Genomic DNA, 25,902 nt, shown 5'->3' with positions numbered 1-25,902 from the left:
CAGTGTCTTTTACGAAATTACAAAAATTTAGACTAGTGTTCATTTGACTTTTCGAACGGTTTTTCAATTTAGACGTCTACATTTCAAATCGGTAACATGAATTCTCAAAACTTTAAATAAATCTTAAATTTGGGTCGAATCCCTAACGCCATTCCGAATGAATCCAGAACAGCAGATCCAGGAGCTTACCGACAAACTGAACCATTACAATTATCGCTATTACCAGGATAGTGTGTCCGAAATCTCGGATTTCGAATTTGATCAGCTTTTGAAGGAATTGAAGGGTCTGGAAGACGCGCATCCCGAATTCCGGCAACCGGATTCGCCCACGCAGCGGGTAGGAGGCACGATCACGAAATCGTTCAATGCGGTATACCACCGCTATCCGATGCTGTCGCTCGATAATACCTATAATGAGCAAGAGCTGCGGAATTTCGATGACCGCGTTCGACGCGGACTCGATGGGGAGGAATTCGAATATATATGTGAGCTTAAGTTCGACGGAATATCCCTCAGTTTTACTTACGAAAATGGCGTTTTGGTAAGAGGGGTAACCCGCGGAGACGGTACGCGCGGCGATGAAATCACGACCAATATCAAAACGATCAGGACTTTGCCTTTGCGGGTGAAGGCTGATAAGTTGCCTCCGGTGTTTGAAATCCGGGGAGAGGGCTTCATGCCGCTCAGCTCATTTCAAAAACTGAATGAGGAAATGGATACACTGGGTGAAAATCAATATGCGAATCCGCGAAACGCAGCTTCGGGTTCTTTTAAATTACAGGATTCAGCTGAAACTGCACGCCGCCAGCTCGATTGTTATATCTATTCATTTTTAACTGATAATGAATTCTTTAAAAGCCACGAAGAAAGTCTGCTTGCATTGAAATCGTGGGGTTTCAATGTATCTCCAGGCTGGAAAAAGGTGACAAATATCGACGATGTGATCGCCTATATTCACGAGTGGGAGGAAAAGCGGCTGACTTTGCCGCTCGCTACTGACGGTATTGTGATCAAGGTCAATTCATTTGAGCAGCAGCGGGAATTAGGATTCACGGCGAAGAGTCCGCGCTGGGCTATTTCATTTAAATATAAGGCTGAAAATAAACCGGCTATCCTGCGGATGGTCACTTACCAGGTGGGCAGAACGGGTGCAATTACGCCCGTCGCAAACCTGTGCGACCTGACCGAGCGCGCGATTCCTTATAAGGATGTAAAAGGTGTGCATTTGTCGGGTACGCGTGTAAAAAGGGCGACGCTGCATAATGCGAATGAGTTGCTCAGGCTGGGTTTGGAAGTTGGGGATACTGTTTTTGTGGAAAAGAGTGGTGAGATCATTCCGAAGATTACAGGCGTAGACGTTACCCAGCGTGAATTGTTTCCAACCGAGCCAATTACTTTCCCTACCAAATGCCCTGAATGCGGCTCCGAATTGCAACGAAACGAGGGAGAAGTCGTATTTTTTTGTCCGAATGACAGCCACTGCCCGCCGCAGCTGAAAGGCCGGATCGAGCATTTTATTCACCGGAAAGCGATGAATATCGAGAGTCTGGGCGAAGGAAAAATTGAATTGCTTTTTGACTTAGGATTAGTAAATACCCCTGCCGATCTGTACGATCTAAACGAAGGTAATTTGTTGGGCATTGAGAAGAATATCCCGAATGAAGAAACCGGCAAAGTAAAAAAGATCAGTTTCCGGGAAAAGACGGTCGAGAACATTCTCAAAGGCATTGATCTTTCTAAAACCGTACCTTTCAAAAATGTGCTTTTTGCATTGGGGATACGGTTTGTCGGCGCGACTGTGGCCGAAAAACTTGCTTCCTATTTCAAATCCATCGAAGCTTTGCGCAGCGCAAGTTACGACAAGCTCACTGCCGTGCCTGAAATTGGCGGGCGTATCGCAATGAGCATTGAATCCTATTTCAGCGTACCCGAAAACCAGCAGCTGGTGGCGCGGTTACAAGCCGCCGGACTCCAAATGGAAAGTGACGAAAAACCTGTTGAAAAAGAAAGTGATGTACTGGAAGGAAAGACGTTTGTAATCTCCGGCGTATTCGAAAATTTTGAGCGGGATGATCTGAAAGACAAGATCGAAGCAAACGGAGGAAGGATATTGAGCGGCGTTTCGGGCAAGCTGAACTACCTGCTGGCAGGCGCGAATATGGGTCCGTCGAAGTTAGAAAAGGCCAGAAAACTTGGGGTGACCATTTTGTCGGAAGAAGAATTTTTGGCAATGATTGAGAATAAGTAAGTAAAAATGACTTAGAAAGCTAACTTTGCGTTTTCAAAAGTCAACCAATTATATAGATTTAATAATGCCATTGGACCAACGTTTCAAAGGGGTAGGTGCAGCTTTGATCACTCCTTTTGATCAACAGAATGAAATAGATTATCCGGGTTTGAAAAAACTGATTGACCTGGTGAGTGAAGGAGGAAGTGACTATCTGGTTGTGCAGGGAACAACAGGAGAGTCGCCAACGGTATCTTCCCGGGAAAAGCGTGAGATCCTGGCATTTACGATTGAAAATAACTACAAATCGCTGCCGATCGTCTATGGAATCGGTGGAAATGATACCAAATCGGTGCTTGATTGCATTCAGGAGACGGATCTGACTGGCGTCGATGCGATCCTGTCTGTTTGTCCATACTATAATAAGCCTACCCAGGACGGTATTATCGCGCATTTTACTGCAATTGCCGACGCTTCGCCCGTACCTGTGCTGCTTTACAATGTTCCCGGCCGGACCGTGATCAATATGAAGGCCGATACGATTGTGAAACTCTCGGCGCACCCGAATATTATCGGAATCAAAGATGCGGGCGGGAGTATTGAACAAAGTATGGAACTGGCTTCGCGCGTTCCTGACGATTTTCTGCTGCTTTCCGGGGATGATAACCTGGTCACTACGATGATCAGCGTCGGCTGGCACGGGGTTATCTCGGTGATTGCCAATGCATTCCCGAAAGAATTCGGCGAGCTGACGTGGCACGCGCTGGAAGGTAGATTTAAGGAAGCAGCCAGATTACAGCTGGCCTTTTTAGAATTTGATACCCTGCTATATATCGAGTCAAATCCTGTCGGCATTAAAAAATGTTTGGAAATTAAGGGAATATGCAGCTCGGACGTTCGTTTGCCTTTACTAAAAGCTTCCCAAGAATTGGGCGAAAAGCTTGAAAATGCAATGAAGCGCGAAGGTTTTATATAATGATTACTTTTTATCCGGGTCCATCCAAAGTTTATCCTGAAGTTAGCCAATACTTGCAGGAAGCGTTCGAAAGCGGCGTGATCAGTGCTAACCACCGCAGTACGGCATTTATGGAAATGCTGGAAGCGACGGTCAGCAATGTCAAACTTAAACTGGATATTCCGGCGGACTATGAAGTGTATTTCGTGTCCTCTGCGACGGAATGCTGGGAAATCATCGCCCAGTCGCTGATATCGGTGCCCAGTGTGCATATTTATAATGGGGCATTCGGCGAGAAGTGGATGGAATATACCCGAAAACTGACGTCAGGCGCAAGCAGCTTTTATTTCGATCATAATGCATTGCCTGAGTTGCCGTTTGCCAGCAAATTGTCAGGTAGCGAACTGATCTGCCTTACTCACAATGAAACCTCTAACGGGACGGCGCTGCCTGCTTCTTTTCTGGACTCGCTGCGATCGGAAAGTGATAACCTGATTGCTGTCGACGCTACTTCTTCCATGGCGGGTGTCGAACTTCCCTGGGAAGCGGCGGATATCTGGTATGCATCCGTTCAAAAATGTTTTGGATTGCCGGCCGGAATGGGCATTCTGGTCGTTTCCCCCAGAGCGGTAGAACGTGCGATCGAGATCGGCGAAAGAAAGCATTATAATAGCCTGCTTTTTATCCGCGATAATTTCCTCAAAAACCAAACTCCCTACACGCCGAACATATTAGGTATCTATCTGTTAAACAGTGTGATGAAGCAGGTGAAGCCTATTCATGAGTTAGCCGAACAAACAGCAGTGCGAAGCAGGGAATGGTACCAGTTTTTATCCAAAAACAGGTATCAGTTGCTGGTAACAAATGAGGCTGCACGTTCCGAAACGGTGATTGCAGTGGTCAATAAAAAAGAGAAGATTTCACAGATCAAAGAAGCAGCAAAAAAGGCAGGTATAACGCTTGGTAACGGTTATGGAAGTCAGAAAGATACCAGTTTCCGGATCGCTAATTTTCCCGCTATTTCTGACCAGGAGATTAGTATTTTGCAAAATTTCCTCGTCTCAGCTGCGCTAAAATAGACAATGAGTAGTAACAGGGGTGGTTTGTATTTAGTAATAAATTCAAAAACCATTTCTCGTAATAGTTAGTTGTGCGATTAGATATCTTAAAGCAATACCAGGCGCAAACCAAATGTCTCGTAGCACTGGACTCCATCATTTTCGGATTCGATGGTGAAGAACTGAAAATACTGCTCGTCAAAAGAGGCATCGAGGATGAAGACCGCAGCTGGTCTTTAATGGGAGGCTGGGTACAGCCCGACGAAAGCCTCGAAGGCGCGTCCTCGCGAATTCTTTACGAACTCACCAGTCTGACTGACATTTACCTCGAACAACTGCACACATTCGGAAGTCCTCAACGAGATCCTGTGGAACGCACTGTTTCGGTCGCTTATTTTGCGTTAATTAATGTTGAAGATTACGCGCACAAGCTTTCTAAAAGCTATGAAGCACAGTGGTTTTCCTTTCAGGAACTTCCCAAATTGCTTTTTGACCACGGATCAATGGTTGAGATGGCGATCCAGCATTTAAGGTATAAAGCTTCCCAGCACCCGATCGGCTTTGAGCTGCTTCCCGAAAAATTTACGATCCCGCAATTGCAGAAATTGTATGAAGCCATTTTTGGCACAGAACTGGATAAACGCAATTTCAGCCGGAAGCTGCTTTCGACGAACCTTCTCATAAAACTTGATGAAAAACAGAAGGGCTACTCCAAAAAAGGAGCTTTCTTTTATAAAATCGATGAAGAAAAATACAAGAAGCAGTTCAATACTTTTCTGAATTTTCTTCCCGGAAGTGCTTCCTGAATTATTTTTTAGTGATTAATTAGATTCAATATGAAACTAATTAATCGCAACTTTGCGGTCTGACCTCAATGCGGACCGCATGTTTAATTTCAAAGAAATCGTCTCGGTTACCCTCATTCTATTTTCTGTGATCGACGTGCTCGGCTCGCTTCCGGTGATCGTTGATTTCAGAAAAAGACTCGGCAAGATCGAATCTGAAAAAGCCACGCTGACCGCCGGTATTATCATGGTGGTCTTTTTGTTTTTGGGAGAAAGGTTGTTAAGTCTTTTTGGGGTTGATGTAGCCTCCTTTGCGATTGCGGGTGCTATTATCCTTTTTTTACTGGGTTTGGAAATGATTCTGGGCAGAAACATTTTCAAACATGATAGTGTGTCTGTGGGCGTGGCATCCATTGTCCCGATCGCATTTCCGATCATTGCAGGTGCCGCTACCATGACTACACTGCTTTCCCTCCGTTCGGCTTATCAAATTGAAAACATCCTGGTCGGTATTCTGTTGAACCTGTTTTTTGTTTATCTGGTATTAAAATCCTCAAACTGGATTGAGAAAAAGCTCGGGCAGGGAGGGACTGATATATTGAGAAAAATATTCGGAATTATCCTGCTGGCGATCGCGATCAAACTTTTTAAAACGAATCTGATCGTTTGAGGTTTTGACGCAGGTTGTTGGTGACAACACCAACAATGGCGGGGACGGCAGTGCCTCTGTTGGTGTTGTCACCAACAGCGCGAGAAAAGCCGGTGACAACACCGGCAAAAACTAAAACAAACAAGTATTCAAATCCATACAAAAAAATGCAACAACTGGACAGTCTCAATCAAGTCGCCGAATTTCATAAAACATTCAAACATCCGATCGTGGCCTCACCTGCTATTCCGTCCGAAGAACGCAGCAGGTTGCGCGTCGCGTTACTGGCTGAGGAGCTGAAGGAATTGGAAGTAGCTATTCTTGAAAAGGATATTGTGGAAGTAGCCGACGCACTTTGCGACCTGCAATATGTATTATCGGGCGCCGTGCTGGAATTTGGTTTGGGGGAAAAATTCAGGGAGTTATTTGATGAGGTCCAGCGGTCCAATATGTCCAAAGCCTGTGAAACAGCAGAGGAAGCCGAGGCGACCGTTGCGCATTACCAGGCAAAAGGTACCGAATGTTATTTCAAAGAAGATAATGGTAAGTATCTCGTTTACAGGACTTCCGATGATAAGACGCTGAAAAATATCAATTATTCCCCCGCAGATCTCGCTTCCATTATCGGTTAAGTCAATAGATTTTATGAAAACATCAGTTCTCGACCGTTTTCTGCGCTACGTGCAGATCGACACCCAATCTGATCCTGGCTCAGAAAGTTTCCCGAGCACCGCAAAGCAGCGCGACCTGAGCAATTTGCTGGTTGTCGAGCTGCTTGAAATAGGTATTTCTGATGCGCACGTGGATGAACACGGCTACGTTTACGCTACCATTCCCTCCAATTCCAACAAAGTCAATATACCTGTCATTTGTTTCTGCTCGCACGTAGATACTTCTCCCGACGTGTCGGGTGCGAATGTAAAACCGATCATTCATAGAAACTGGGGCGGAAGCGATATTGTGCTGCCCGACGATCCTACGCAGGTTTTACGTATCGGCGAGCTGCACGATCTGGATCAGCAAATCGGAAATGATATTGTTACAGCGAGTGGTAAAACCTTGCTCGGCGCGGATAATAAGGCCGGCGTAGCAGAAATTATGGCTGCGGCCGAATTTCTGATCAATCACCCTGAGATCAGGCACGGAGATATTAAAATACTTTTTACGCCGGACGAAGAAGTAGGTCGTGGGACTGAAAAGGTGGATTTGGCCAAGCTGGGGGCAGATTTCGGATATACTGTCGATGGTGAGGCAGTGGGTACATTGGAAAACGAAACATTTTCGGCCGATGGCGTAAAGATTACGATCCACGGCGTGAGTACGCACCCGGGTTACGGATTAGGGAAGCTTGAAAATGCAGTTAAAATAGCGGCCGATATCCTCTCAAAACTTCCCAAAGACACATTATCCCCCGAAACCACCTCTGATATGGAAGGGTTTATTCATCCGGTCCAGATAGAAGGTATCCAGGAGAAAGTAACGATCAGCTTCATCATCAGGGACTTCACCACAGCCGGGCTGCTTGAAAAGGAAGCGTTTCTGAAAAATATATTGGAAGAAGTGTTAGAGCAATATCCCAACTCAACAGCCGATTTCAAAGTACAGGAGCAGTACCGAAACATGAAAGAGGTACTCGACAAATATCCCCAGATTATCGAAAATGCGGAAAAAGCAATGCTGCGCGCCGGCCTTAATCCCGTCTGTCGCAGTATCCGCGGAGGCACCGACGGTTCCCGGCTTTCGTTCATGGGATTGCCGTGCCCCAACATCTTCGCCGGCGAACATGCATTTCACTCGAAACTGGAATGGGTATCCGTTCAGGATATGGAAAAAGCGGTCGAAGTGATTGTGAATCTGGCGGGGATTTGGGAGGAGGAGGCTTAGAGTAGGGAGGAAGGAGGAAAGGGATGAATTCAATCATTCAGTTATTCGATCATTAAAATAAATGTCTAAGAAGACGAAATATTACGTAGTGTGGCAGGGTCGGAAGACCGGGATTTTTACGGATTGGAAGGAATGTGAGGCTCAGATCAAGGGCTTTGAAGATGCGCGTTACAAGTCATTTGAATCGGTAGAAGAGGCAGAAAAGGCTATCCAACGCGATTATTGGGAGTTTGTGACCAAGAAAGACGCTAAGCCCGTATTGAAAGAAGCACCCGCATCAGTGGGAAAACCGATCAAAAACAGTATTATCGTCGATGCGGCGTGGAATACTGCGACGGGCGATATGGAATACCAGGGTATTTACTATCAAACCGGCAAGCGAATTTTTTTGCAGGGACCTTTTCAGGACGGAACTAACAATATCGGCGAATTTCTGGCTATCGTTCACGCCTTGGCTTATTTGCAAAAAAACGAAAGCAGTCTGCCTATATACAGCGATTCCAGAACCGCGATCAGCTGGATAAAAAAAAAACACGCAAATACGAAACTAGCGCTTACACCAAGAAATAAACCCGTTTTTGAAATGCTGCAACGCGCCGAAAGGTGGCTTGCGAGCAATACTTTTCCGAATAAAATTTTGAAATGGGAAACAGAATATTGGGGTGAAAATCCGGCAGACTTTGGAAGAAAATAAGGTTATGGGGAAAAATTCACATTTTCAGTTTAAACAGTTTACCATTCAGCAGGACCAATGCGCGATGAAGGTATGTACTGACGCCTGCGTGCTGGGTGCCTGGACCGACGTTGATAATGCAGACCGGATCCTCGATATTGGTACTGGTACCGGATTGCTGTCACTGATGATCGCGCAGCGCAATACCTATGCGGCCATTGACGCGGTAGAAATTGAAGCCGAAGCGTTTTTTCAGGCTGGTGAAAATGTCCATGAAAGTCCATTCAAAGGCCGTATCCAGCTTTATCATGAGGCTATTCAGGATTTTGAATCCGAGCATCAATATGACCTGATTGTTACTAATCCCCCTTTTTTTCAGTCAGACCTGCGGTCGCCGGCGGAAAAGATCAATAGGGCGCACCATTCCGAAACTCTGGATTTTGCCGGCTTGTTAAATGCAGTAAAAACGCTGTTGAAGGCCGAAGGAAGGTTTTCAATTCTTTTGCCAGTTGAGGAAGGTATTCAGTTCAGGACAATGGCAAATGAGCAGGGCTGGCAATTGCGGCGTGAAATGACGCTTCTTCATAAGCCGGACAAGAAGCCATTCCGGACACTGATGGAATTTCAAAACCAACCTTCGCCAGTGCTGCAGGTTTTAACTGAAACATTGAATATTTATGAAACAAACGGTGTCACGTATGATCCGAAGTTCAGAATGCTGCTCAAAGACTTTTATTTGAAATTTTGATCAGGAAAAAAGCGAACTTTGCGGCATAATTCAATACGGCCGCGCCATTGCAAAAAAATTCATGACCCATTCAGCAATACAGATTTCCGTTGTTATTCCGCTTTATAATGAAGAAGAGTCGCTGCCCGAACTTTGCGAATGGATTACGCGGGTAATGAATGAGAACAGCTTTACTTACGAAGTCCTCTTTATTGACGACGGGAGTAAGGACCGTTCATGGGAAGTCATTTCGAGGTTATCTCTTGAAAATCCACACGTCAGAGGCTTTCGTTTTGTGCGTAATTACGGAAAAACTGCTGCGCTGCAAACCGGCTTTCAAGCCGTCCGGGGTGACGTGATCATTACGATGGATGCTGATTTGCAGGACAGTCCCGACGAAATTCCCGAGCTCTACCGCATGATCGCCGAAGAAAGGTACGACCTGATCTCGGGCTGGAAAAAGAAGCGTTTCGACCCGATCACAAAAACAATCCCTACCAAGATATTCAATGCGGCCACGCGCAGCATTTCGGGCGTTTACCTCCACGATTTCAATTGCGGGCTGAAAGCGTACCGGAAAGAAGTGGTGAAAAACATTACGATTTACGGTGAAATGCACCGGTACATTCCGGTTATCGCCAAATGGAACGGGTTTGCGAAGATTGGCGAGAAGGTTGTTCAGCACAGGGCACGCAAATACGGGCACACGAAATTCGGTCTCGAAAGGTTTATTTTTGGCTTTCTCGACTTGCTTTCGATCGCCTTTGTGAATAAGTTTGGGCGTCGGCCGATGCATTTATTCGGTAGTCTGGGAACCCTTATGTTTTTTCTGGGAAGCATTATAGCCTTTTGGCTTCTGGGCAAAAAAATCTATAATATATACCATTTACTGCCTTACCGTAACGTTACCGACAATCCGTTGTTCTTTCTTGCGCTGGTAGCAATTATGGTCGGTTCTCAATTATTTCTTGCAGGTTTTCTGGGCGAACTGTTTGTCAAGCAATCCGTTTCCAAGACAGGCGATTACAATATATCCGAACGCGCCGGAAGTTAATAACTCAATGGTTTATTCTTTAAAATATTAAAAAGTTACTATTACAAATAATGATCGCTAACGTACACAAAGCACATCCCTGGCATGGAATTCCGATGGGTGACAACGCACCCGAACTTGTAACTGCATTTATTGAGATTGTTCCGACTGATACCGTTAAATATGAGATTGACAAGGCGACGGGCTATCTGATGATCGACCGGCCGCAGAAGTACTCCAACATCGTTCCTGCACTTTACGGTTTTATCCCGAAAACATATTGCGCTGAAAAAATAGCATTATTGGCACGTGAGCGTTCCGGGCGCGATGTTACGGAAGGTGACGGTGACCCGCTGGATATTTTGGTGCTTTGCGAGAAGATCATTTCTCATGGCGATATCCTTTGTCAGGCCAAACCAATCGGCGGGATCCGTCTGATCGATGGCGGTGAAGCGGATGACAAGATCATTGCGGTTTTAAAAGGCGATGAAGTTTATGGTGGATTTTCAGATCTGAGCCAGCTGCCGGAAGGTATCGTGGAGCGTTTGAAACACTATTTCCTTACTTACAAAAATCTTCCTGGCGAAAAGGCGCACATTGAAATTACCAATGTTTATGGCAGGGAAGAAGCACATGAAGTGATTATGACTTCAGTGGAAGATTATAAGCATTCATTTTATTGAGCATCTGATTCTCAGCATTAATAGCTGGGCGTAAATAGAATTTAGAGCCGTTTCCGATAGGGGCGGCTCTTCTTTTATTCGTATCTTTGCGGAAATTTTGATTCGCCGGAATCACTGAAATCAGTATCTCAATTGTACATGAGTAATATAGAAGAAATAAAAAAACGGCGCACTTTTGCGATCATCAGTCACCCGGATGCAGGGAAAACGACCCTTACCGAGAAACTGCTTTTGTTCGGAGGCGCTATTCAGACTGCGGGAGCGGTTAAATCAAATAAGATCAAGAAAACGGCGACCTCCGATTTTATGGAGATCGAAAAGCAGAGAGGTATTTCAGTCGCTACGTCCGTGATGACGTTTGAATATAAAGACCTGCTTATCAATATCCTCGATACGCCGGGTCACAAGGATTTTGCGGAAGATACATACCGTACATTAACTGCGGTCGATAGCGTAATCCTGGTAGTTGACTGCGTAAAAGGCGTTGAGGAACAGACCGAAAGGCTGATGGAAGTGTGCCGGATGCGCAATACGCCGGTAATTATTTTTATCAATAAGCTTGACCGCGAAGGCCAGAATCCGTTTGAACTGCTCGATGAGCTTGAAAGCAAACTGAATATCCGCGTCCGTCCGCTTACGTGGCCGATCAATATGGGTGCTAATTTTAAGGGGGTTTACAGCTTGTATGAACAAATGCTGTATTTCTTTAAGATCAATAAAACCAAAATTGAAAGTAACGTTGCAAAGGTGAGTCTGGACGACGAAAACCTGACGGAGTTGGTTGGAGAAAAAGACGCGGAGCAACTGACGGAAGATGTGGAGCTGGTAGAAGGCGTTTACGACGTATTTTCACAAGAAGCTTACCAAAAAGGTGAGCTGGCGCCGGTCTTTTTTGGAAGTGCGATTAATAACTTTGGTATCAAGGAATTGCTGGATACTTTCTGTGAAATTTCCCCGGTTCCGCAGCCCCGCCCGACCGATGTTCGGGAAGTAGCTCCGACAGAGCCGAAGTTTACCGGGTTTGTATTCAAAATCCACGCAAACCTCGACCCGCGCCACCGCGACCGCATTGCATTTCTGCGCATTTGTTCAGGTAAATTTGAAAGAGGAAAATTCTATAAACACGTTAGGCTAGGGAAAGACGTACGTTTTTCAAGTCCGTTTACATTCATGGCTTCGGACAAAAGTGTGATGGACGAAGGTTTTCCCGGCGATGTAGTAGGTTTATATGATACCGGTAACTTCAAGATCGGAGACACGCTGACAGAAGGTGAAAATCTGCAATTTTCGGGTATACCAAGCTTTTCGCCTGAGATATTCAAGGAGCTGATCAATATGGACCCGATGAAATCCAAGCAACTGGAAAAAGGTATTCAGCAGCTGACCGACGAAGGGGTAGCGCAGCTTTTTACATTGGATCTGGGAAACAGAAAGATAGTAGGAACGGTAGGAGAGCTGCAATTTGACGTAATTCAATATCGTCTTGAACATGAATATGGCGCGAAATGCCGCTGGGTACCGATGAACATTTCCCGCGCCTGCTGGCTCACTGCCGACGAAAAACCTGCGATGGACCAGTTTATCAGATTAAAGGGAAACCAGATTGCTTATGATAAAGATCGCAATCCCGTATTTCTGGCAGAGTCCGAATGGATGATCCGCATGAACCGCGAAAATAACCCGGCTATACATTTCCATTTTACTTCGGAGTTCAAGACGGAAATGGCGATTTAAAAAGGGAAAGGAATAAAGGGAGGAAGGAGGATGGAATTAAGGAGGAAGGAAATCAGTGTTGATCTCCCTTCCTCCTTTTATTTTTTGTCCGTTTTTACCTTCCTCCTTCCTCCGTTCTCCCTTTCTCCTTTCATTCCTTTCCCCTAATTCCTAGGCTGCCTCTCGCTGCGATTTCCTCTCCGATCTTCCTGCATAGTTTTATACTTTTCCTGTTGCTCTACGGTAAGTACTTTGGCGATTTCGTTGTTGAAGGTTTCCATAGACGCGCGCATTTCTGAGCGGTCGCCGTTTGATTTTTCCCGAAGTTCCTGCATTTTCTGCGCGCGGGCCAGGCTTAGGTTATAGACCTGTTTTTTCTGATCTTCGGATAAGTTCAAATTTTCTGCCAGGTTTTTAGTCTGGTTTTCAGCTCTCTGCTCCGGTGTCATATTGCCTCCCTGCCGCTGTGCGAAAGCACTTATTGTAGCGAAAGTCAATAAAAAGACAAATACTAATTTTCTCATGGTCATAAAGTTTTTGATACCCGGGTTAGAGTATGAATCCGGGATTTAGTTTAATTGGGTGTTTGGAATTTCAGTAAAACAAGCGGACCAGCAGGGCAATGGCGATCGCACAAGTGTAGCTCATCAGCGTTCCTACCAGTACGTATTCTGATTTTTTGCTGATATAAGCGGGAGAAGTTTCAGGTGCCGGGGCCTTGTCATTATACCGAAGCAGGGATTTGGCCGCGATCAAAAATCCGATCGCTGAAAATTGATTAGCCAGCACAAAAACAAAAATTAATAACCGTTCCGACATTCCGATCCAGCGGCCGGCATTGGCTAGATTATCATCGGCTTCCGGCGCGAGTTTGCTCAATTCTTCACGCCACGGGCGGGTGAGGATGCCTACCAGAAATGAGACAGGGGAAAGTGTTGTTAATGCACCCGCTATTGTTGCTAGCGTTTTAGTAGTTTCAAGCCACGTTAGAAACTGTTGAAAGCCGGGCTGAAAATTGCCGGTCAGCCATAATGCGGCAATTGCGATGGTCAGGATATGGGCAATCTGGTCGGTGATAAACCAGGCTAACGATCCTTTCTTGTCAAATGAGATCTTGATAATATCAATAATGCCGTGCGCAATACCAAGGAGCACTGCCGGGAGCGGATTGGCCCATTGGTGCAGGGTAATGTATGAGACGACGATTACCAGCAGAATATGCCAATAAAGGTATTTTGACCTGACTGACTTTTTCTTTTTGTCTGTTACCCAGCGGGTTGGCTGCCAGTAAAAATCTACTAATACGTGGGCGAGCAGCAGCAGCAGAAATTCAGTCATCATAAATTAGCGTTTTGTGTATAGTGATAAATGTCTGGGAAAAGTACTAAGAAAATTTTCAATTGCCCACCATTTAGCCGCGGCAATCCGCTGACTGGCGGCTGACTGGCTGATCGATAGTTGTTCTGCTATCTGTGTCACTGTTTTTTCGTTTAAGAGCGCGGCAATTACTTCGCTTTGAGATGTTGTCCAACCTTCTATCAATACTTCCAGCAGTCCGAGCGTCGCAGTCAGGGGTTCGGAAGGAACAGGCAGGGCGATTCCGATGCGGGCTTTTTGCTGGCGGATGTTATCAGCCAGTCGCCCCGACAACCTGAACGCCTCGCCGTCGGAAGTTCCCGCACGTTCGGTCAATAATTCTGTTTGTCCGATTCCGATTGCAATGCGCAGATCTGCATTTGGTGCATGTGCGCGCATGATTGCACGGGCTAAAATCGCGGCACGAACAGCCTCATCTGCATTTTTCAATACACCTTGAAAGCTGTCTCCGCGGTAAATTTCCGGTTTCAGTAACCACTTGAATGCTTTATGATCCCGCAGTTTCTGTATCAGTTCCTCTAACCAGCGGGAGGCTTCTTCCCGTGAAAAGCTGGTTGAATTGACCATATCTGCCGTAAAAACGGCGTGAATGCTTTTGGTTGCCATAAGCTTTTTACCTTATAATGGCCAAATATAAGGCTTTTACCTTATATGTGCCTGATATAAGGATAAAACCTTATGTATTCGGAGTGTAATACCCGACCAAATACTCCCTTTCATCTTCTAAGGATCCTTTAAATACCTCAGCACCAGCACGTCTGTACCAATAACCTGCATTCCAGGTGTCGCCTTCAACCCTGTGCAGATAGGCATGTAAACGATCATATTCGCGCGTACCTTCTGCGCTCTGAGCAATGTCATGAGCTGCCTCCCAATCACCCTTGGCGTCGTACCAAAGTGCTTTTAGCAACTCAGAAATGCCTGTTGGCGGGATTTTCAGGGTAAGAGATTCTTGAAATTGAGTGTAAGTCATAGTTCGACAATGCTACAAGAAACATGAAAAGAGCACGCAATAATGTAAAAAAAATGTCCAACATGAAAATTCGCAGCGGCAATTATAACTTCTGAGGATTATGGAAAGCGAAAGACGTTTTGCTGATTTTCATTGTATATTGTCAAATTGATTCAGAACCACCAACCGATGTATGTTTAAACGATTATCAACCTTATTTTCAGGGCTGGTTATTAGCATTTGCTGTCAGGCGCAGCAAACTTTCCCGCAAAACGGGGCCTACGATGAAAGACCAGGCCGGTATGCATTCACCAATGCCACCATCATTGTCGATCCCAAAACAACTATTGAAAACGGCACATTACTGATCGAAAACGGACTGATCAGTCAGGTTGGAAAGCAGGTAAAGCTGCCGGCTGGAACCTTGGTCGTGGACCTGAAGGGCAAATTCATTTATCCTTCGCTGATCGACCTGGATTCGGACTATGGTATGCCCGAGGTAAAGCGTGACCGGCCGGCTGGCGGAAGACAAACTCCGCAGCTGGAATCCAACAAAAAAGGCGCATTCGGCTGGAACCAGGCAATACAGGCTGAAAATGATGCCAGTATGGTATTTACACCAGACACAAAAAAAGCAGCTGATTTACGCAAAATTGGCTTCGGTACTGTACTCGTCCATTCACACGATGGAATCGTCAGAGGAAATGGCGCTCTGGTAACGCTAACCGACGAGGCTGCCAACAAGGCACTTTTGAACAGAAAAGCTTCTGCGCATTTCTCGTTCAGCAAAGGTACTTCCTCCCAGACATACCCTTCTTCTACGATGGGTGTCGTGGCGCTTTTGAGACAAAATTATTACGACGCAGAATGGTATGCCCGCACTTCAAAAGCGAAAGAGGCCAATTTGTCGTTGGAAGCATTTAACCAGATCAAAGCCCTGCCTTCTTTCTTCGAAACCGGAGATAAATACAGTGTTATGCGGGCTGATAAGGTAGGTGATGAATTCGGAGTTCAATATATAATCAAAGGTGGGGGCGATGAATATCAGCGCATTAATGAAATTAAAGCGACCAGAGCCACGCTGATTTTACCCCTTCAATTTCCGGAAGCTTATGATGTAACCGATCCCTGGGATGCAGATGTGATCAGTATGGCACAGCTCAAACATTGGGAAATGGCACCCAAAAATGCCTCGGAAGTAGCAAAGGCGCAGATACCTTTTGCATTTACATCCGCCGGAATGAAGAATAAGGCCGATTTCTGGAAAAACATCAAAAGCGCAGTTGAATATGGTTTACCAAAAGAAAAAGCACTGGAAGCTCTGACAACGCTACCGGCTAGTCTGATCAAAGCGGAAAACCAGATAGGAAGTTTGAAGCAAGGCTTGCTGGCAAATTTTATCATTACTTCCGGAGATCTTTTTGGAAAAGACAATGTGATTTACGAGAACTGGATACAGGGAAAGAAATTCATTTTAGCACCCATTAATACGCCAGATATCCGAGGGACCTACACATTATCGATCAACAACCAACCGGGCGGCAAGCTGCAAATTACCGGCTCACCCGATAAGCCGGAATTCAAAGTGATCGTTCAGGATTCTGTCAAAATCACGCCCAAGGCGATCCTTTCGAATGAATTACTGACATTGAATTACCAGGCTGACAAGAAAGCACCTGGCACGACGCGGCTCACTGGCTGGCTTACCGGGACCACATTATCCGGCGAAGGTATTTTGCCAAATGGTGCAACAGTGCCGTGGAATGCTACACTGACTGAAAAGTTCCAGCAAATTGCCGCGGCCGACACAGTTACTCTCAAACCAAAAGAAACCAGCCCAATTCTGTATCCATTTGTTGGTTTTGGAAATGAAGAGCTGCCGAAATCTGAAACTGTACTGATTAAGAATGCGACTATCTGGACGAATGAGCAGGAGGGTATTCTTCAAAATGCAGACGTAGTTGTCCAGAACGGGAAAATCGCAAAAGTTGGAAAGTCACTGGCAGCACCTTCGGGAGCGAAGACAATTGACGGTACCGGCAAACATTTGACCAGCGGTATTATTGACGAGCATTCGCATATTGCCCTATTTACGATCAATGAAGGCGGCCAAACGAGTTCGGCCGAAGTGAGAATGAGCGATGTAGTGAATCCGGATGACGTGAATATCTACCGCCAGCTTGCGGGTGGGGTAACCGCTTCGCATTTGCTGCACGGTTCGGCTAACTCTATAGGAGGCCAGAGTGCGATGATTAAGTTAAAGTGGGGTGCAAGCCAGTCTGAAATGGTATTACCGGATGTGAAAACGATCAAGTTTGCATTGGGTGAAAATGTGAAGCAATCCAACTGGGGTGATGTCGCGAGAGTTCGTTTTCCCCAAACGAGAATGGGCGTGGAGCAGGTTTACTTCGACCATTTTATACGTGCAAAAGAATATGCGAAGAGCTGGAAGAATTTCAATTCCACATCTAAAAAAGTGCCGGCAAATGCACCGAGAAGAGATATTGAGCTGGACGCGCTGGCGGAAATCCTAGATAACCAGCGATTTATCACCTGCCATTCTTATGTACAGTCGGAGATCAATATGCTGATGCACGTGGCTGATTCATTGAAATTCAAGATCAATACGTTCACCCATATTCTTGAAGGCTACAAACTTGCTGACGGAATGGCGAAAAGAGGTATCGGCGGCTCGACTTTCGCTGACTGGTGGGCTTACAAAATGGAGGTAAAGGAAGCAATTCCTTACAATGCAGCATTGATGTACCACCAGGGTGTAACTGTCGCGATTAATTCCGATGATGCTGAAATGGCCCGCCGATTGAATCAGGAAGCGGCCAAGACGGTTGAATACGGCGGCGTTCCGGAAGAGGAAGCCTGGAAAATGGTGACGCTTAATCCAGCCAAGTTGCTTCACGTTGACAACAAAATGGGGAGTATCAAAGCCGGCAAAGACGCCGATCTTGTACTCTGGAACGCGCATCCGCTATCCATTTACGCCCGTCCTGAATTTACAATGGTAGAAGGCGCCGTGTATTTTGACAGAAAGAAGGATGAGGAAAAGCAAAAATCAATGCAATTGGAAAGAGAGAAGCTGATCCAGAAAATGCTGAATGACAAAGCAGAGGGCAAGCCTACACAGAAACCGCAGGCGGTGCAGCCAAAAATGTGGCATTGTGAAGATATAGTAGGTGTGCACACCGAGCACGAAGGACACAGATAATAGCTATGACATTGTTTCAAATGATACGTAATCCATTTTCCAAGACATTTTTATTCCTGGCTTCGCTATTTGTGCAGGCGGAAATTTTGGCGCAAAACCCAGCCCCCGCACTACCTCAGTCGCGTCCGGTGATTATTATTGGTGCCACAATCCACGTCGGTAACGGGCAGGTGATCCAAAATGGTCTGATTGCTTTTGATAAGGGTTTGATCACCTATTTGGGCGCAGCAGGCTCCGATCCGGGTGTTACGAATGCGGAGACGATCGATGCGAAGGGAAAGCATATTTTTCCGGGGATTATCTCACTGAATACGACTGTGGGTTTGCAGGAAATTGCTTCCGTGCGCGCCACACTGGATTTTAATGAAGTAGGCGAGATCAATCCGCATGTTCGTGCACTCGTCGCCTATAATACTGATTCGGAGGTGATTCCTACACTGCGTGGAAATGGGATCCTGGTATCCCAGGCAGTGCCGCAAGGCGGCGTGATATCAGGTTCCTCTTCTGCATTTTACAGCGATGGATGGAACTGGGAAGATGCGGTTTTGAAGAAAGACGATGGTATCTGGCTGAGCTGGCCGCCATTTCTGGCGAGCAGCTTTAATTATGAAGATTTTTCTGTTTCAGTTAAAAGAAATGAGAAGCGCCAGGAAGTGATCGACCCGATTAAGTCCACGTTTTCAGAAGCGAAGAGTTATAATGAAATAAATGAACCTGGTACGGTAAATCTCCGCCTGGCTGCAATGAAGCCACTTTTTGCTGGCCTATCCAATCTTTATATCCGTGCGGATTATGCAAAAGATATTGTGGAAGCAGTGAAAACTGCGCGGGAGGCTGGTATAAAAAGGGTAGTGATTGTAGGCGGCAATGAATCGTATAAAGTGGCCGCTTTCTTGAAAGAAAACCAGGTTCCCGTGGTCCTTAACCCTACACACAGGTTACCGGGGCGCGTAGATGAAAATGTATACCTGCCCTATGAACTTCCCGGGATGCTGCACAAAGCGGGTGTAAAAGTGGCTATCACATACGCGGACGAATGGTGGCGGACAAGAAACCTTGCTTTTATGGCCGGAACATCGTCAGGGTTTGCTGACGTTTCCCCTGAAGACGCGCTTCAATTTGTCACCAAAAATGCTGCTGAAATAATTGGTGCGGAAAGGGAGGTGGGGACGCTGGAAAAAGGCAAACACGCTTCGCTGATCGTTTCCCAGGGCGATATCCTGGATATGCGTGGTAATGTGGTAGAAATGGTTTTCGTGAAAGGAGGAAAAGTGAATCTGGACGACAAGCAAAAACGCCTTTACGAGAAGTACAAGGGGAAATACGGGAAGAAGTAATATTGAATTAACTGACAATCTTCGCCGGATTCAAATACTTAAGATCCGGAACGCGCAGAAAATCTTTGACATTGTCTGCAAGCAGACTAAAGTGGGTCAAGGCCAAAACTTGTGGAGCGCATAGGATTTTTCTAGGTTTGTGATTTTTAATCAAATCAATTGTTTTGGAGAGTTTCTTGCCCCTGTTGGAGTATCTATTGCCAGATTTTATCCTGGCTTATTATCAATTAAGCAGAGTGGAGAAATCATCGGATTTGCTCCATGTTTATGTAGAAGAGAAAAATTATTCAGAGTCCGACAGCTCCAAGCAGTTTCTCTTATCGAAAGGCTTCCTGCCAGAAATTACGATCCAGGATTTCCCCATCCGTGATAGACGTGTTTTCCTGCATGTCAAGCGTCGCCGCTGGCTTAATACCCGCACGGGGAAGATAGAACAACGAAATTGGGCAGAGGTTGCCGATGGTACGCGAATGACGAAAGAATTCGCGCTTTTTTTAAAGGAGATTGACGGATTTGTTCCCCCACAGTACCAGTAATATTGCCCGCCTTTATGGGGTTAATGGTAAACGTCTCTCGCGTCAATATCGCACTCATTTAAGTGATTTTCAGAGCTGGAACCAGCGTCCTCATGCCTGTAAATGGCTTTTATATCCTGAAAATCTGGGTTCACATCTTTCTATTGATGAAACGAGCCTCTCTCAGGGTGAACTGTATACTATTCTTACAAACAAAGCAGCCAAGGGCGGTAAAGGAAGTATCGTAGCAATCGTAGCGGGAACAAAGGCCGAAACCGTTATTGAGGTCATTGGCAAAATCCCTGAATCGCAACGTAAAAAAGTTACAGAAATAACTCTGGACATGGCCAGTAGCATGACTATGATCGCCAAGCGTTGTTTCCCGCGGGCAGTGCGCGTCACTGACCGCTTCCATGTACAAAGATTGGCAGTCGAAGCCCTTCAGGAAATCCGCATCAAACACCGATGGGATGCGTTGGACCAGGAAAACGATGCCATTGAGCAGGCAAAGGCTTCTCAGACAGAGTATCAACCAGAAATATTAGCTAACGGTGATACCGTCAAACAACTACTGGCTCGCAGCAGATACGCACTTTACAAAAAGCCCGGTACCTGGACTGATAGCCAACGAGAAAGAGCACAACTTCTCTTCGAACGCTTCCCCGACCTTAAAAAGGCATACGAGCTGGCGCTGGAGCTAAGTAATATCTTCACAAACACATCTGAAAAGATATACGGGTTGACCAGGCTTGCCAAGTGGCACGAAAAGGTCAGACAATCCGGATTTAAAGCATTCAATACAGTAGCCCGCTCGATTGAGAGCCATTACAAGACCATTGTCAATTATTTTGATAACCGCAGCACCAACGCTTCGGCAGAATCATTCAATGCAAAGATCAAAGCGTTCAGAGCTCAGTTCCGAGGCGTTCGAAACGTCGAGTTCTTCCTTTACCGCCTTACTAAGTTATATGCTTAATCCAAGGTGCTCCACAACATTTGGTCTTGATCCTTTTTAATCAAACCAGTTTGTTTTGGAGAGTTTCCTGCCGCTTATCGAGTTAATCTTACCGGATTTTATAATTGAGAATTACTTACTGACCCATGTAGAGAAGTCAGAGGAACGTTATCACGTCTATTTGGAAGAGAAAAATTATCCAGAAGCTGATCCAATAAAGGCAGACTTGCTCTCCAAAGGTTATTTCCCCACCATTACCCTGCAGGATTTCCCAATTCGGGGCCACAAGGTATTCCTTCATATTAAACGTCGTAGGTGGCTCAATACCAAGACTGGCAAAGTTGTCCATAGAGACTGGACAGAAGTAGCAGAAGGCACGCGAATGACTATTGAATTCGCGGATTTTTTAAAAGAAATTGGTGGATACGAGGGCTAATGATATTTGGAGCATTGGTCGTTTCTATGGCGTTGATGGTAGGGCTTTGCTACGGCAGTATCGTGATTTTCAGAGTGGATTTAAAGATTGGAAGCAAAGAGGTCATGCAAAAAAATGGCTCTTGTATCCCGAAAACCTAGGATCTCATCTATCGATCGACGAAACCAGTCTTTCGCACGGCGAATTGTATACAATCCTTACCAATAAATCTGCCAAAGGTGGCCGTGGCAGCATTGTAGCAATAGTGGCTGGAACTAAGGCAGAAGCAGTGATTGAAGTACTTCGCAAAATCCCGGAACCACTGCGGAAGAAAGTGTCAGAAATCACCCTGGACATGGCGGGCAGTATGTCCTTGATTGCCAAGCGATGCTTTCCACGGGCGGTGCGAGTGACTGACCGTTTCCATGTTCAAAGACTCGCAGTTGATGCCCTCCAAGATATCCGGATCAAACATCGCTGGGAAGTCCTGGATCAGGAAAGCGATGCTATTGAGCAGGCTAAAATGTCTCAGAATGAATATCATCCAGAGATATTATCTAATGGCGACACCATTAAACAGCTACTGGCTCGAAGCAGGTACGCGCTATACAAAAAGCCCAATACCTGGACAGACAGCCAAAAAGAACGCGCCCTGCTTCTTTTTGAACGCTTCCCCGATTTGAAAAAAGCGTACGAGCTAACGATAGGGCTCAGTAACATCTTCACGACTACAACGGAAAAAATATATGGGTTGACCAGATTAGCCAAATGGCATGAAAAGGTCCGGCAATCTGGCTTCAAGTCATTCAATACCGTAGCCCGCTCGATTGAAAACCACTATAAGACAATCGTTAATTACTTTGATAACCGCAGCACTAACGCATCTGCCGAATCCTTCAACGCGAAAATCAAAGCGTTCAGAGCACAGTTCAGAGGGGTAAGAAACGTTGAGTTCTTCCTGTATCGCCTTACTCAATTATATGCTTAATCCAAGTTGCTCCACAAGTTTTGGTCTTGAGCCACTAAAGTTGCCAGCTAGCGCTGTTGCTGGTATAATAGCATCTGGCAATTTTAGTCTATACAACTGACGGATATCGACAGTTGTATCAATAATAATATCATCGGCGCTTTGATCTTGCTTCTCAATGACGAAATATTGAGCTTTTTGTTAATCACTTTGATTAAATGCATTTCTTCCATATCCATCAAAAGCTTCATCGCTTTCTTATCAGTAATCTCAATTTCGATGGTATGCATGACTTTTCTGTTTTAATCAAAAATACAAAATCAAATCAATCTGCGCTAACCAGATATATGCCGTCCTCTGCAATTCGGATCAGACCTTGTTTGTAGAGGCCGCCGATTGCCTTTTTGAATACTTTCTTGCTGATCTCTAACTGTTTGTAAATATCCTCGGGGGAACTGCTGTCCGACAGGTTCAGGTAACCTCCGCCTTTTTGAACGAGTTCCAGAATCTGTTTTCCTGCTGGTTCGATGGTTTCTGTGGTGCTTTTTTGCAGGCTGATATCCAGCTTGTTCTCCGGCCGGATCTTTTTGACATAGCCTTTCAAGCTGTCTCCTACTTTCAGATTGCGAAAAACCTCATTTCCGTAAATAAGACCCTTGTGATATTGGTTCACGATTGCGTTAAAGCCCAGATCTGTTTTTTGAAAAATCAGCAAGTCGACTTCATCACCTTCCTTAACTGTCAAACGTTCATTGTCCAGGAACTTATCGATTTTCGTCGAAGCCAGTAATCTCGAACTTTTCTGGTCCAGATACAGAAACACAACATGCCACTCGCCGATTTCCATTGGCGTAGTCTGCTCCCGGAACGGCACGAAAAGATCTTTAATCAAACCCCAATCCAAAAAAGCACCATATTCCGAAACATCCTTCACTTCTAAAAAAGCGAATTCGTTGCGAATGATTTTTGGAGTTTGGGTAGTGGCCACCGGGCGGTCTTCCGAATCGAGGTAAACAAATACCCTGATCTCGTCTCCGACCTGCATTTCGTCTGTCAGGTATTGATTGGGTAGCAGCACTTCTTCACCTTCCACATCGCTGAGAAACATGCCGACGCTGGTCACTCTTTCAATGGTAAGGTGATTATATTTTCCGATAAAAAGCATTGTGATTGTTCAGTTGTAAACCGCAAAGGTAATGTTTTCGGCAGGACTATCATTCCTCATCACCACCACCGTCGCTTTGTTTGTCCAGACTTGGCCTTTCTTTTGATCTGTTGAGTCTGTAAGATACTGTAAGCAAAAACTGGCGGGGCCGCCATTGGAATTCTGATCTTGAGTAATAACCGGCGCTTTCGACTATGCTGCGACGTTTGTTAGAATTTAGCAAGTCGCGGACGCTCGCTGTGATCGTTCCACGTCCTTTTAAAATGTCTTTCGAAAGTCCGAGGTCGATGAAATATACGGACAGATCTCTTCCCTGCGTTGTGCGCCGGGGCGCACGGTAGTTGAAAGAACTCTGAAAGTCGACGGATTTGAAAAGGGTTAGCCGGGATGAAAGGCGGCTGGTCCACGAATAGGTGTCGCTTTCGTATAATCTATCGTTATAGAATCCCTGATTCATCGCACGGAACACATTTGCATTGGCAGTCAGCTTCCACCAGGGCGCTGGATCGTATGTGAGGTTGAATTCGAAGCCGTAAGAGTCTCCCGTGGACAAGTTTATAGGCGTAATTGTAGTAAATCCTGTGGAATCTACTGATGTGATATTCTCAACTACGCCCAGCCGGTGACGATAGTACACGCTCGACAGCAGCGTTCCTTTTTCCATATTCAGCAAATGGCCTGCTTCGAAAGAATGCGTGAACTCGGGATTAAGAAGCGGGTTACCGGCGCGAAAAACCCTCGAATCGCTGAAATTGGAAAAAGGCAGTAAGTCCCGGAAGCTTGGACGGCTAAGCCTGTAACTGTAACTCAACTGCAATGTCTGTGCCTCTTTCAATTTGTAGGACAGGTGCAGGCTGGGGAAAAGGTTAAAGTACTGCCTGTGATTGGTTACGGCTGTTTTTTTAAGTTCTGTCAGGATGTCGGTATACTCTCCGCGCAAACCTGCCTGCACAAACACTTTTCCGAACTGGCTGCTCGCCATGGCGTAGCCGGCGTGAATCCTTTCATCGTAGGCCAGCCTGTTATCGAAATCAGGCAGGATAATCCAGTTCATTTCTTCGTTCTGCTGGTGTACTGAAAAATCGTTGTCGAGCTGGCGGATGGAGCTCTTTAAACCTACCTCGATCTTTCCTTCTTTTCCGAGCGGATGAATGTAATCCAGCTGGGCCAGAAAATTCCGCTCATCTTCGGTATTAAATGACCTCTGGACAATGCGGGCGGCATCACTGTCCGAAAACTCATTGTATTTCGCAGCTTCCGTTTCATCACTCAGAATATACTTCGCATCGAAGGTAAGGCTTTGCCCTTTTCGTTCGAATGTCTTTTTGTAGCTCAATGCAGCCTCCATATTATTCCGCGGCTCGGTTTCTCTTTCCTCCCGCACAACAGTACTGGTGAGTATATTATTGAGATCGTAATCGCGGTATTGAAGCGCAGACCTGTTGTCGTTCTGAGAATTGCGGTAGGAGAGTGTGGTAGTAAGCGTGTTATAGTTATTGATAAAATAATCCAGACCTACCATCACATTATTGGAATATCCCGACCTCGTGCGATTGGTATTCGATTCGTAAACAAAACTGGTGTCCGCGCTATTGTAAGCCTGGCGGGAATTCCCGCGTCCGGGGCCTTCCCGGTACATCAAACCGTAGTTGGCTATAAAATTTACTTTTTTGCGACGGTAATTAAGATTAAAAGAGGCGCCGAAATTGGAAGGGTAGCCGGCATTGCCGGTAAAAGATCCGTTGAGCCCGTACCTTATATTTTTCTTCATCACGATGTTCAGGATGCCGACTTCGCCTTCTGCATCGTAACGTGACGATGGATTTGTAATGATCTCGATGCTTTCTATCAGGTCACCCGGGATTTGCCGTAACGCCTCTGCGGGATTTAACCCTACCATTCCGGATTGTTTTCCGTCGATCAGGATCCTCACGTTTTGGCTACCCCGTAATGCCACATTTCCTTCCACATCCACCGTGACCGACGGCATGTTATTGAGGATATCGGAAGCATTGCTGCCGATGTTACTCAGGTCTTTTCCAACATTGAAAACGCGTTTGTCCAATTGTAGTTCCATCTGGCTTCTTTCGCCTGTCACAACCAATTCTTCTAAATTTTGAGCATCGGAAACCATGGAGATGAGACCAACATCTACATTTTTGCCGGCCACATTTATATTTTGAACAAATTTCTCACGCATCGCAAGAAATGTGATTTTGATGAAGTAATTCCCCGGATCGGCGGGAATAGTGAAAACGCCGTTTTCGTCAGAAGTGCTGCCACCTATCAATGTTGAGTCCCTGGAACCGTAGAGGGCAACGTTCGCAAAAGGTACAGGTCGCTTGTCCGAGTCTGCCAGTTTCCCGGAAATGGTAAATGCAGCAGGCTCTTCCTGCGCAAGCACAACATTTGCGAAAAGCGTTAAAAGGAGCAATGAAAGCAACAAATTTTGCATGACGTTTAAGTTTTTGTGACAGCAAGTGTATGCTGCCGCACAGTAAGTTGAAGGTGGCAAGTAGTTTAGACGAGAAAATCGTGCGGAGGTTTAACAGTAATTTTAGTCCTGTCGAAATTTATTAGTAAAAAGCTATGCCACAGAAAGTTAAGGC

The 25,902-nt window shown here is 45.7% G+C and carries 25 protein-coding genes; 18 read left to right on the top strand and 7 right to left on the bottom strand.

Features of this window, described 5'->3' with window-relative positions:
• Window positions 1–157: 157 nt before the first annotated feature.
• From ligA to FXO21_RS03820, 12 genes are all read left to right on the top strand, one after another.
• Window positions 158–2,248, top strand: coding sequence for an NAD-dependent DNA ligase LigA (gene ligA, locus FXO21_RS03875; protein WP_149638856.1), 2,091 nt, complete (start codon window positions 158–160; stop codon window positions 2,246–2,248).
• Between the two features lie 64 nt (window positions 2,249–2,312).
• Entirely contained in the window at window positions 2,313–3,203 is an 891-nt protein-coding gene (gene dapA, locus FXO21_RS03870) for a 4-hydroxy-tetrahydrodipicolinate synthase (protein ID WP_149638855.1), read from the top strand.
• Window positions 3,203–4,261 (top strand): aminotransferase class V-fold PLP-dependent enzyme, encoded by a 1,059-nt coding sequence (locus FXO21_RS03865; protein WP_149638854.1) that lies wholly within the window; start codon window positions 3,203–3,205, stop codon window positions 4,259–4,261. The genes dapA and FXO21_RS03865 overlap by 1 nt, the downstream gene beginning before the upstream one ends.
• 71 nt (window positions 4,262–4,332) lie before the next feature.
• Window positions 4,333–5,046, top strand: coding sequence for an NUDIX hydrolase (locus tag FXO21_RS03860; protein WP_149638853.1), 714 nt, complete (start codon window positions 4,333–4,335; stop codon window positions 5,044–5,046).
• A gap of 79 nt (window positions 5,047–5,125) precedes the next feature.
• Entirely contained in the window at window positions 5,126–5,695 is a 570-nt protein-coding gene (locus FXO21_RS03855) for a MarC family protein (protein ID WP_149638852.1), read from the top strand.
• 146 nt (window positions 5,696–5,841) lie between these two features.
• On the top strand, window positions 5,842–6,306 hold the full coding sequence (locus FXO21_RS03850) for a pyrophosphohydrolase domain-containing protein (protein WP_149638851.1): 465 nt from the start codon (window positions 5,842–5,844) through the stop codon (window positions 6,304–6,306).
• A gap of 13 nt (window positions 6,307–6,319) precedes the next feature.
• Complete coding sequence (gene pepT / locus FXO21_RS03845; protein WP_149638850.1) at window positions 6,320–7,558, top strand: peptidase T; 1,239 nt, start codon at window positions 6,320–6,322, stop codon at window positions 7,556–7,558.
• A gap of 61 nt (window positions 7,559–7,619) precedes the next feature.
• Window positions 7,620–8,252 carry a ribonuclease H1 domain-containing protein gene (locus tag FXO21_RS03840; RefSeq protein ID WP_149638849.1) on the top strand — a complete coding sequence of 211 codons (633 nt, stop codon included), beginning with the start codon at window positions 7,620–7,622 and terminating at the stop codon, window positions 8,250–8,252.
• A gap of 4 nt (window positions 8,253–8,256) precedes the next feature.
• Complete coding sequence (locus FXO21_RS03835; RefSeq protein WP_149643359.1) at window positions 8,257–8,979, top strand: tRNA1(Val) (adenine(37)-N6)-methyltransferase; 723 nt, start codon at window positions 8,257–8,259, stop codon at window positions 8,977–8,979.
• Between the two features lie 61 nt (window positions 8,980–9,040).
• The gene (locus FXO21_RS03830; protein ID WP_149638848.1) at window positions 9,041–10,012 is read left to right on the top strand and encodes a glycosyltransferase family 2 protein; all 972 of its coding nucleotides are present in this window, start codon (window positions 9,041–9,043) and stop codon (window positions 10,010–10,012) included.
• Between the two features lie 50 nt (window positions 10,013–10,062).
• Entirely contained in the window at window positions 10,063–10,674 is a 612-nt protein-coding gene (locus FXO21_RS03825) for an inorganic pyrophosphatase (protein WP_192579163.1), read from the top strand.
• A 138-nt stretch (window positions 10,675–10,812) separates the two neighbouring features.
• Complete coding sequence (locus FXO21_RS03820) at window positions 10,813–12,408, top strand: peptide chain release factor 3 (RefSeq protein WP_149638847.1); 1,596 nt, start codon at window positions 10,813–10,815, stop codon at window positions 12,406–12,408.
• 143 nt (window positions 12,409–12,551) lie between these two features.
• Here FXO21_RS03820 and FXO21_RS03815 read toward each other — a convergent pair whose 3' ends face one another.
• From FXO21_RS03815 to FXO21_RS03800, 4 genes are all read right to left on the bottom strand, one after another.
• Window positions 12,552–12,911 carry a DUF4890 domain-containing protein gene (locus FXO21_RS03815; protein WP_149638846.1) on the bottom strand — a complete coding sequence of 120 codons (360 nt, stop codon included), beginning with the start codon at window positions 12,909–12,911 and terminating at the stop codon, window positions 12,552–12,554.
• 70 nt (window positions 12,912–12,981) lie between these two features.
• A complete protein-coding gene (locus FXO21_RS03810; protein WP_225865560.1) occupies window positions 12,982–13,728 on the bottom strand; it encodes a DUF3307 domain-containing protein in 747 nt (248 codons plus the stop codon).
• A 3-nt stretch (window positions 13,729–13,731) separates the two neighbouring features.
• Window positions 13,732–14,370, bottom strand: coding sequence for a SatD family protein (locus FXO21_RS03805; protein ID WP_149638845.1), 639 nt, complete (start codon window positions 14,368–14,370; stop codon window positions 13,732–13,734).
• A 70-nt stretch (window positions 14,371–14,440) separates the two neighbouring features.
• On the bottom strand, window positions 14,441–14,737 hold the full coding sequence (locus FXO21_RS03800; protein WP_149638844.1) for a hypothetical protein: 297 nt from the start codon (window positions 14,735–14,737) through the stop codon (window positions 14,441–14,443).
• A gap of 172 nt (window positions 14,738–14,909) precedes the next feature.
• Between FXO21_RS03800 and FXO21_RS03795 the strand changes: the two genes are divergently transcribed.
• From FXO21_RS03795 to FXO21_RS03770, 6 genes are all read left to right on the top strand, one after another.
• Window positions 14,910–17,939, top strand: coding sequence for an amidohydrolase family protein (locus FXO21_RS03795; protein WP_149638843.1), 3,030 nt, complete (start codon window positions 14,910–14,912; stop codon window positions 17,937–17,939).
• A gap of 20 nt (window positions 17,940–17,959) precedes the next feature.
• Window positions 17,960–19,276 (top strand): amidohydrolase family protein, encoded by a 1,317-nt coding sequence (locus tag FXO21_RS03790; protein ID WP_149638842.1) that lies wholly within the window; start codon window positions 17,960–17,962, stop codon window positions 19,274–19,276.
• Between the two features lie 236 nt (window positions 19,277–19,512).
• Complete coding sequence (locus FXO21_RS03785) at window positions 19,513–19,812, top strand: ISAon1 family transposase N-terminal region protein (RefSeq protein ID WP_225865559.1); 300 nt, start codon at window positions 19,513–19,515, stop codon at window positions 19,810–19,812.
• The gene (locus FXO21_RS03780) at window positions 19,790–20,767 is read left to right on the top strand and encodes an ISAon1 family transposase (protein ID WP_225865558.1); all 978 of its coding nucleotides are present in this window, start codon (window positions 19,790–19,792) and stop codon (window positions 20,765–20,767) included. The genes FXO21_RS03785 and FXO21_RS03780 overlap by 23 nt, the downstream gene beginning before the upstream one ends.
• A 55-nt stretch (window positions 20,768–20,822) precedes the next feature.
• Window positions 20,823–21,182: an ISAon1 family transposase N-terminal region protein gene (locus tag FXO21_RS03775; RefSeq protein WP_149638820.1), complete on the top strand. Its 360-nt coding sequence runs from the start codon at window positions 20,823–20,825 to the stop codon at window positions 21,180–21,182.
• Complete coding sequence (locus FXO21_RS03770) at window positions 21,166–22,149, top strand: ISAon1 family transposase (RefSeq protein WP_225865555.1); 984 nt, start codon at window positions 21,166–21,168, stop codon at window positions 22,147–22,149. The genes FXO21_RS03775 and FXO21_RS03770 overlap by 17 nt, the downstream gene beginning before the upstream one ends.
• 83 nt (window positions 22,150–22,232) lie before the next feature.
• Here the strand turns inward: FXO21_RS03770 and FXO21_RS03765 are convergent, their stop codons facing one another.
• Genes FXO21_RS03765 through FXO21_RS03755 form a run of 3 tightly spaced genes read right to left on the bottom strand, consistent with a single transcriptional unit; the run spans window position 22,233 to window position 25,748 of the window.
• Window positions 22,233–22,418: a hypothetical protein gene (locus tag FXO21_RS03765; protein ID WP_149638840.1), complete on the bottom strand. Its 186-nt coding sequence runs from the start codon at window positions 22,416–22,418 to the stop codon at window positions 22,233–22,235.
• A gap of 35 nt (window positions 22,419–22,453) precedes the next feature.
• Window positions 22,454–23,293, bottom strand: coding sequence for a CvfB family protein (locus FXO21_RS03760; RefSeq protein WP_149638839.1), 840 nt, complete (start codon window positions 23,291–23,293; stop codon window positions 22,454–22,456).
• A 49-nt stretch (window positions 23,294–23,342) separates the two neighbouring features.
• The gene (locus FXO21_RS03755; RefSeq protein ID WP_149638838.1) at window positions 23,343–25,748 is read right to left on the bottom strand and encodes an outer membrane beta-barrel family protein; all 2,406 of its coding nucleotides are present in this window, start codon (window positions 25,746–25,748) and stop codon (window positions 23,343–23,345) included.
• Between the last annotated feature and the right edge of the window lie 154 nt (window positions 25,749–25,902).

The organism is Dyadobacter sp. UC 10, from assembly GCF_008369915.1.
In the GTDB taxonomy this organism is placed as follows: Bacteria; Bacteroidota; Bacteroidia; order Cytophagales; family Spirosomataceae; genus Dyadobacter.
This window is presented reverse-complemented; position numbering and strand designations above follow the sequence as displayed.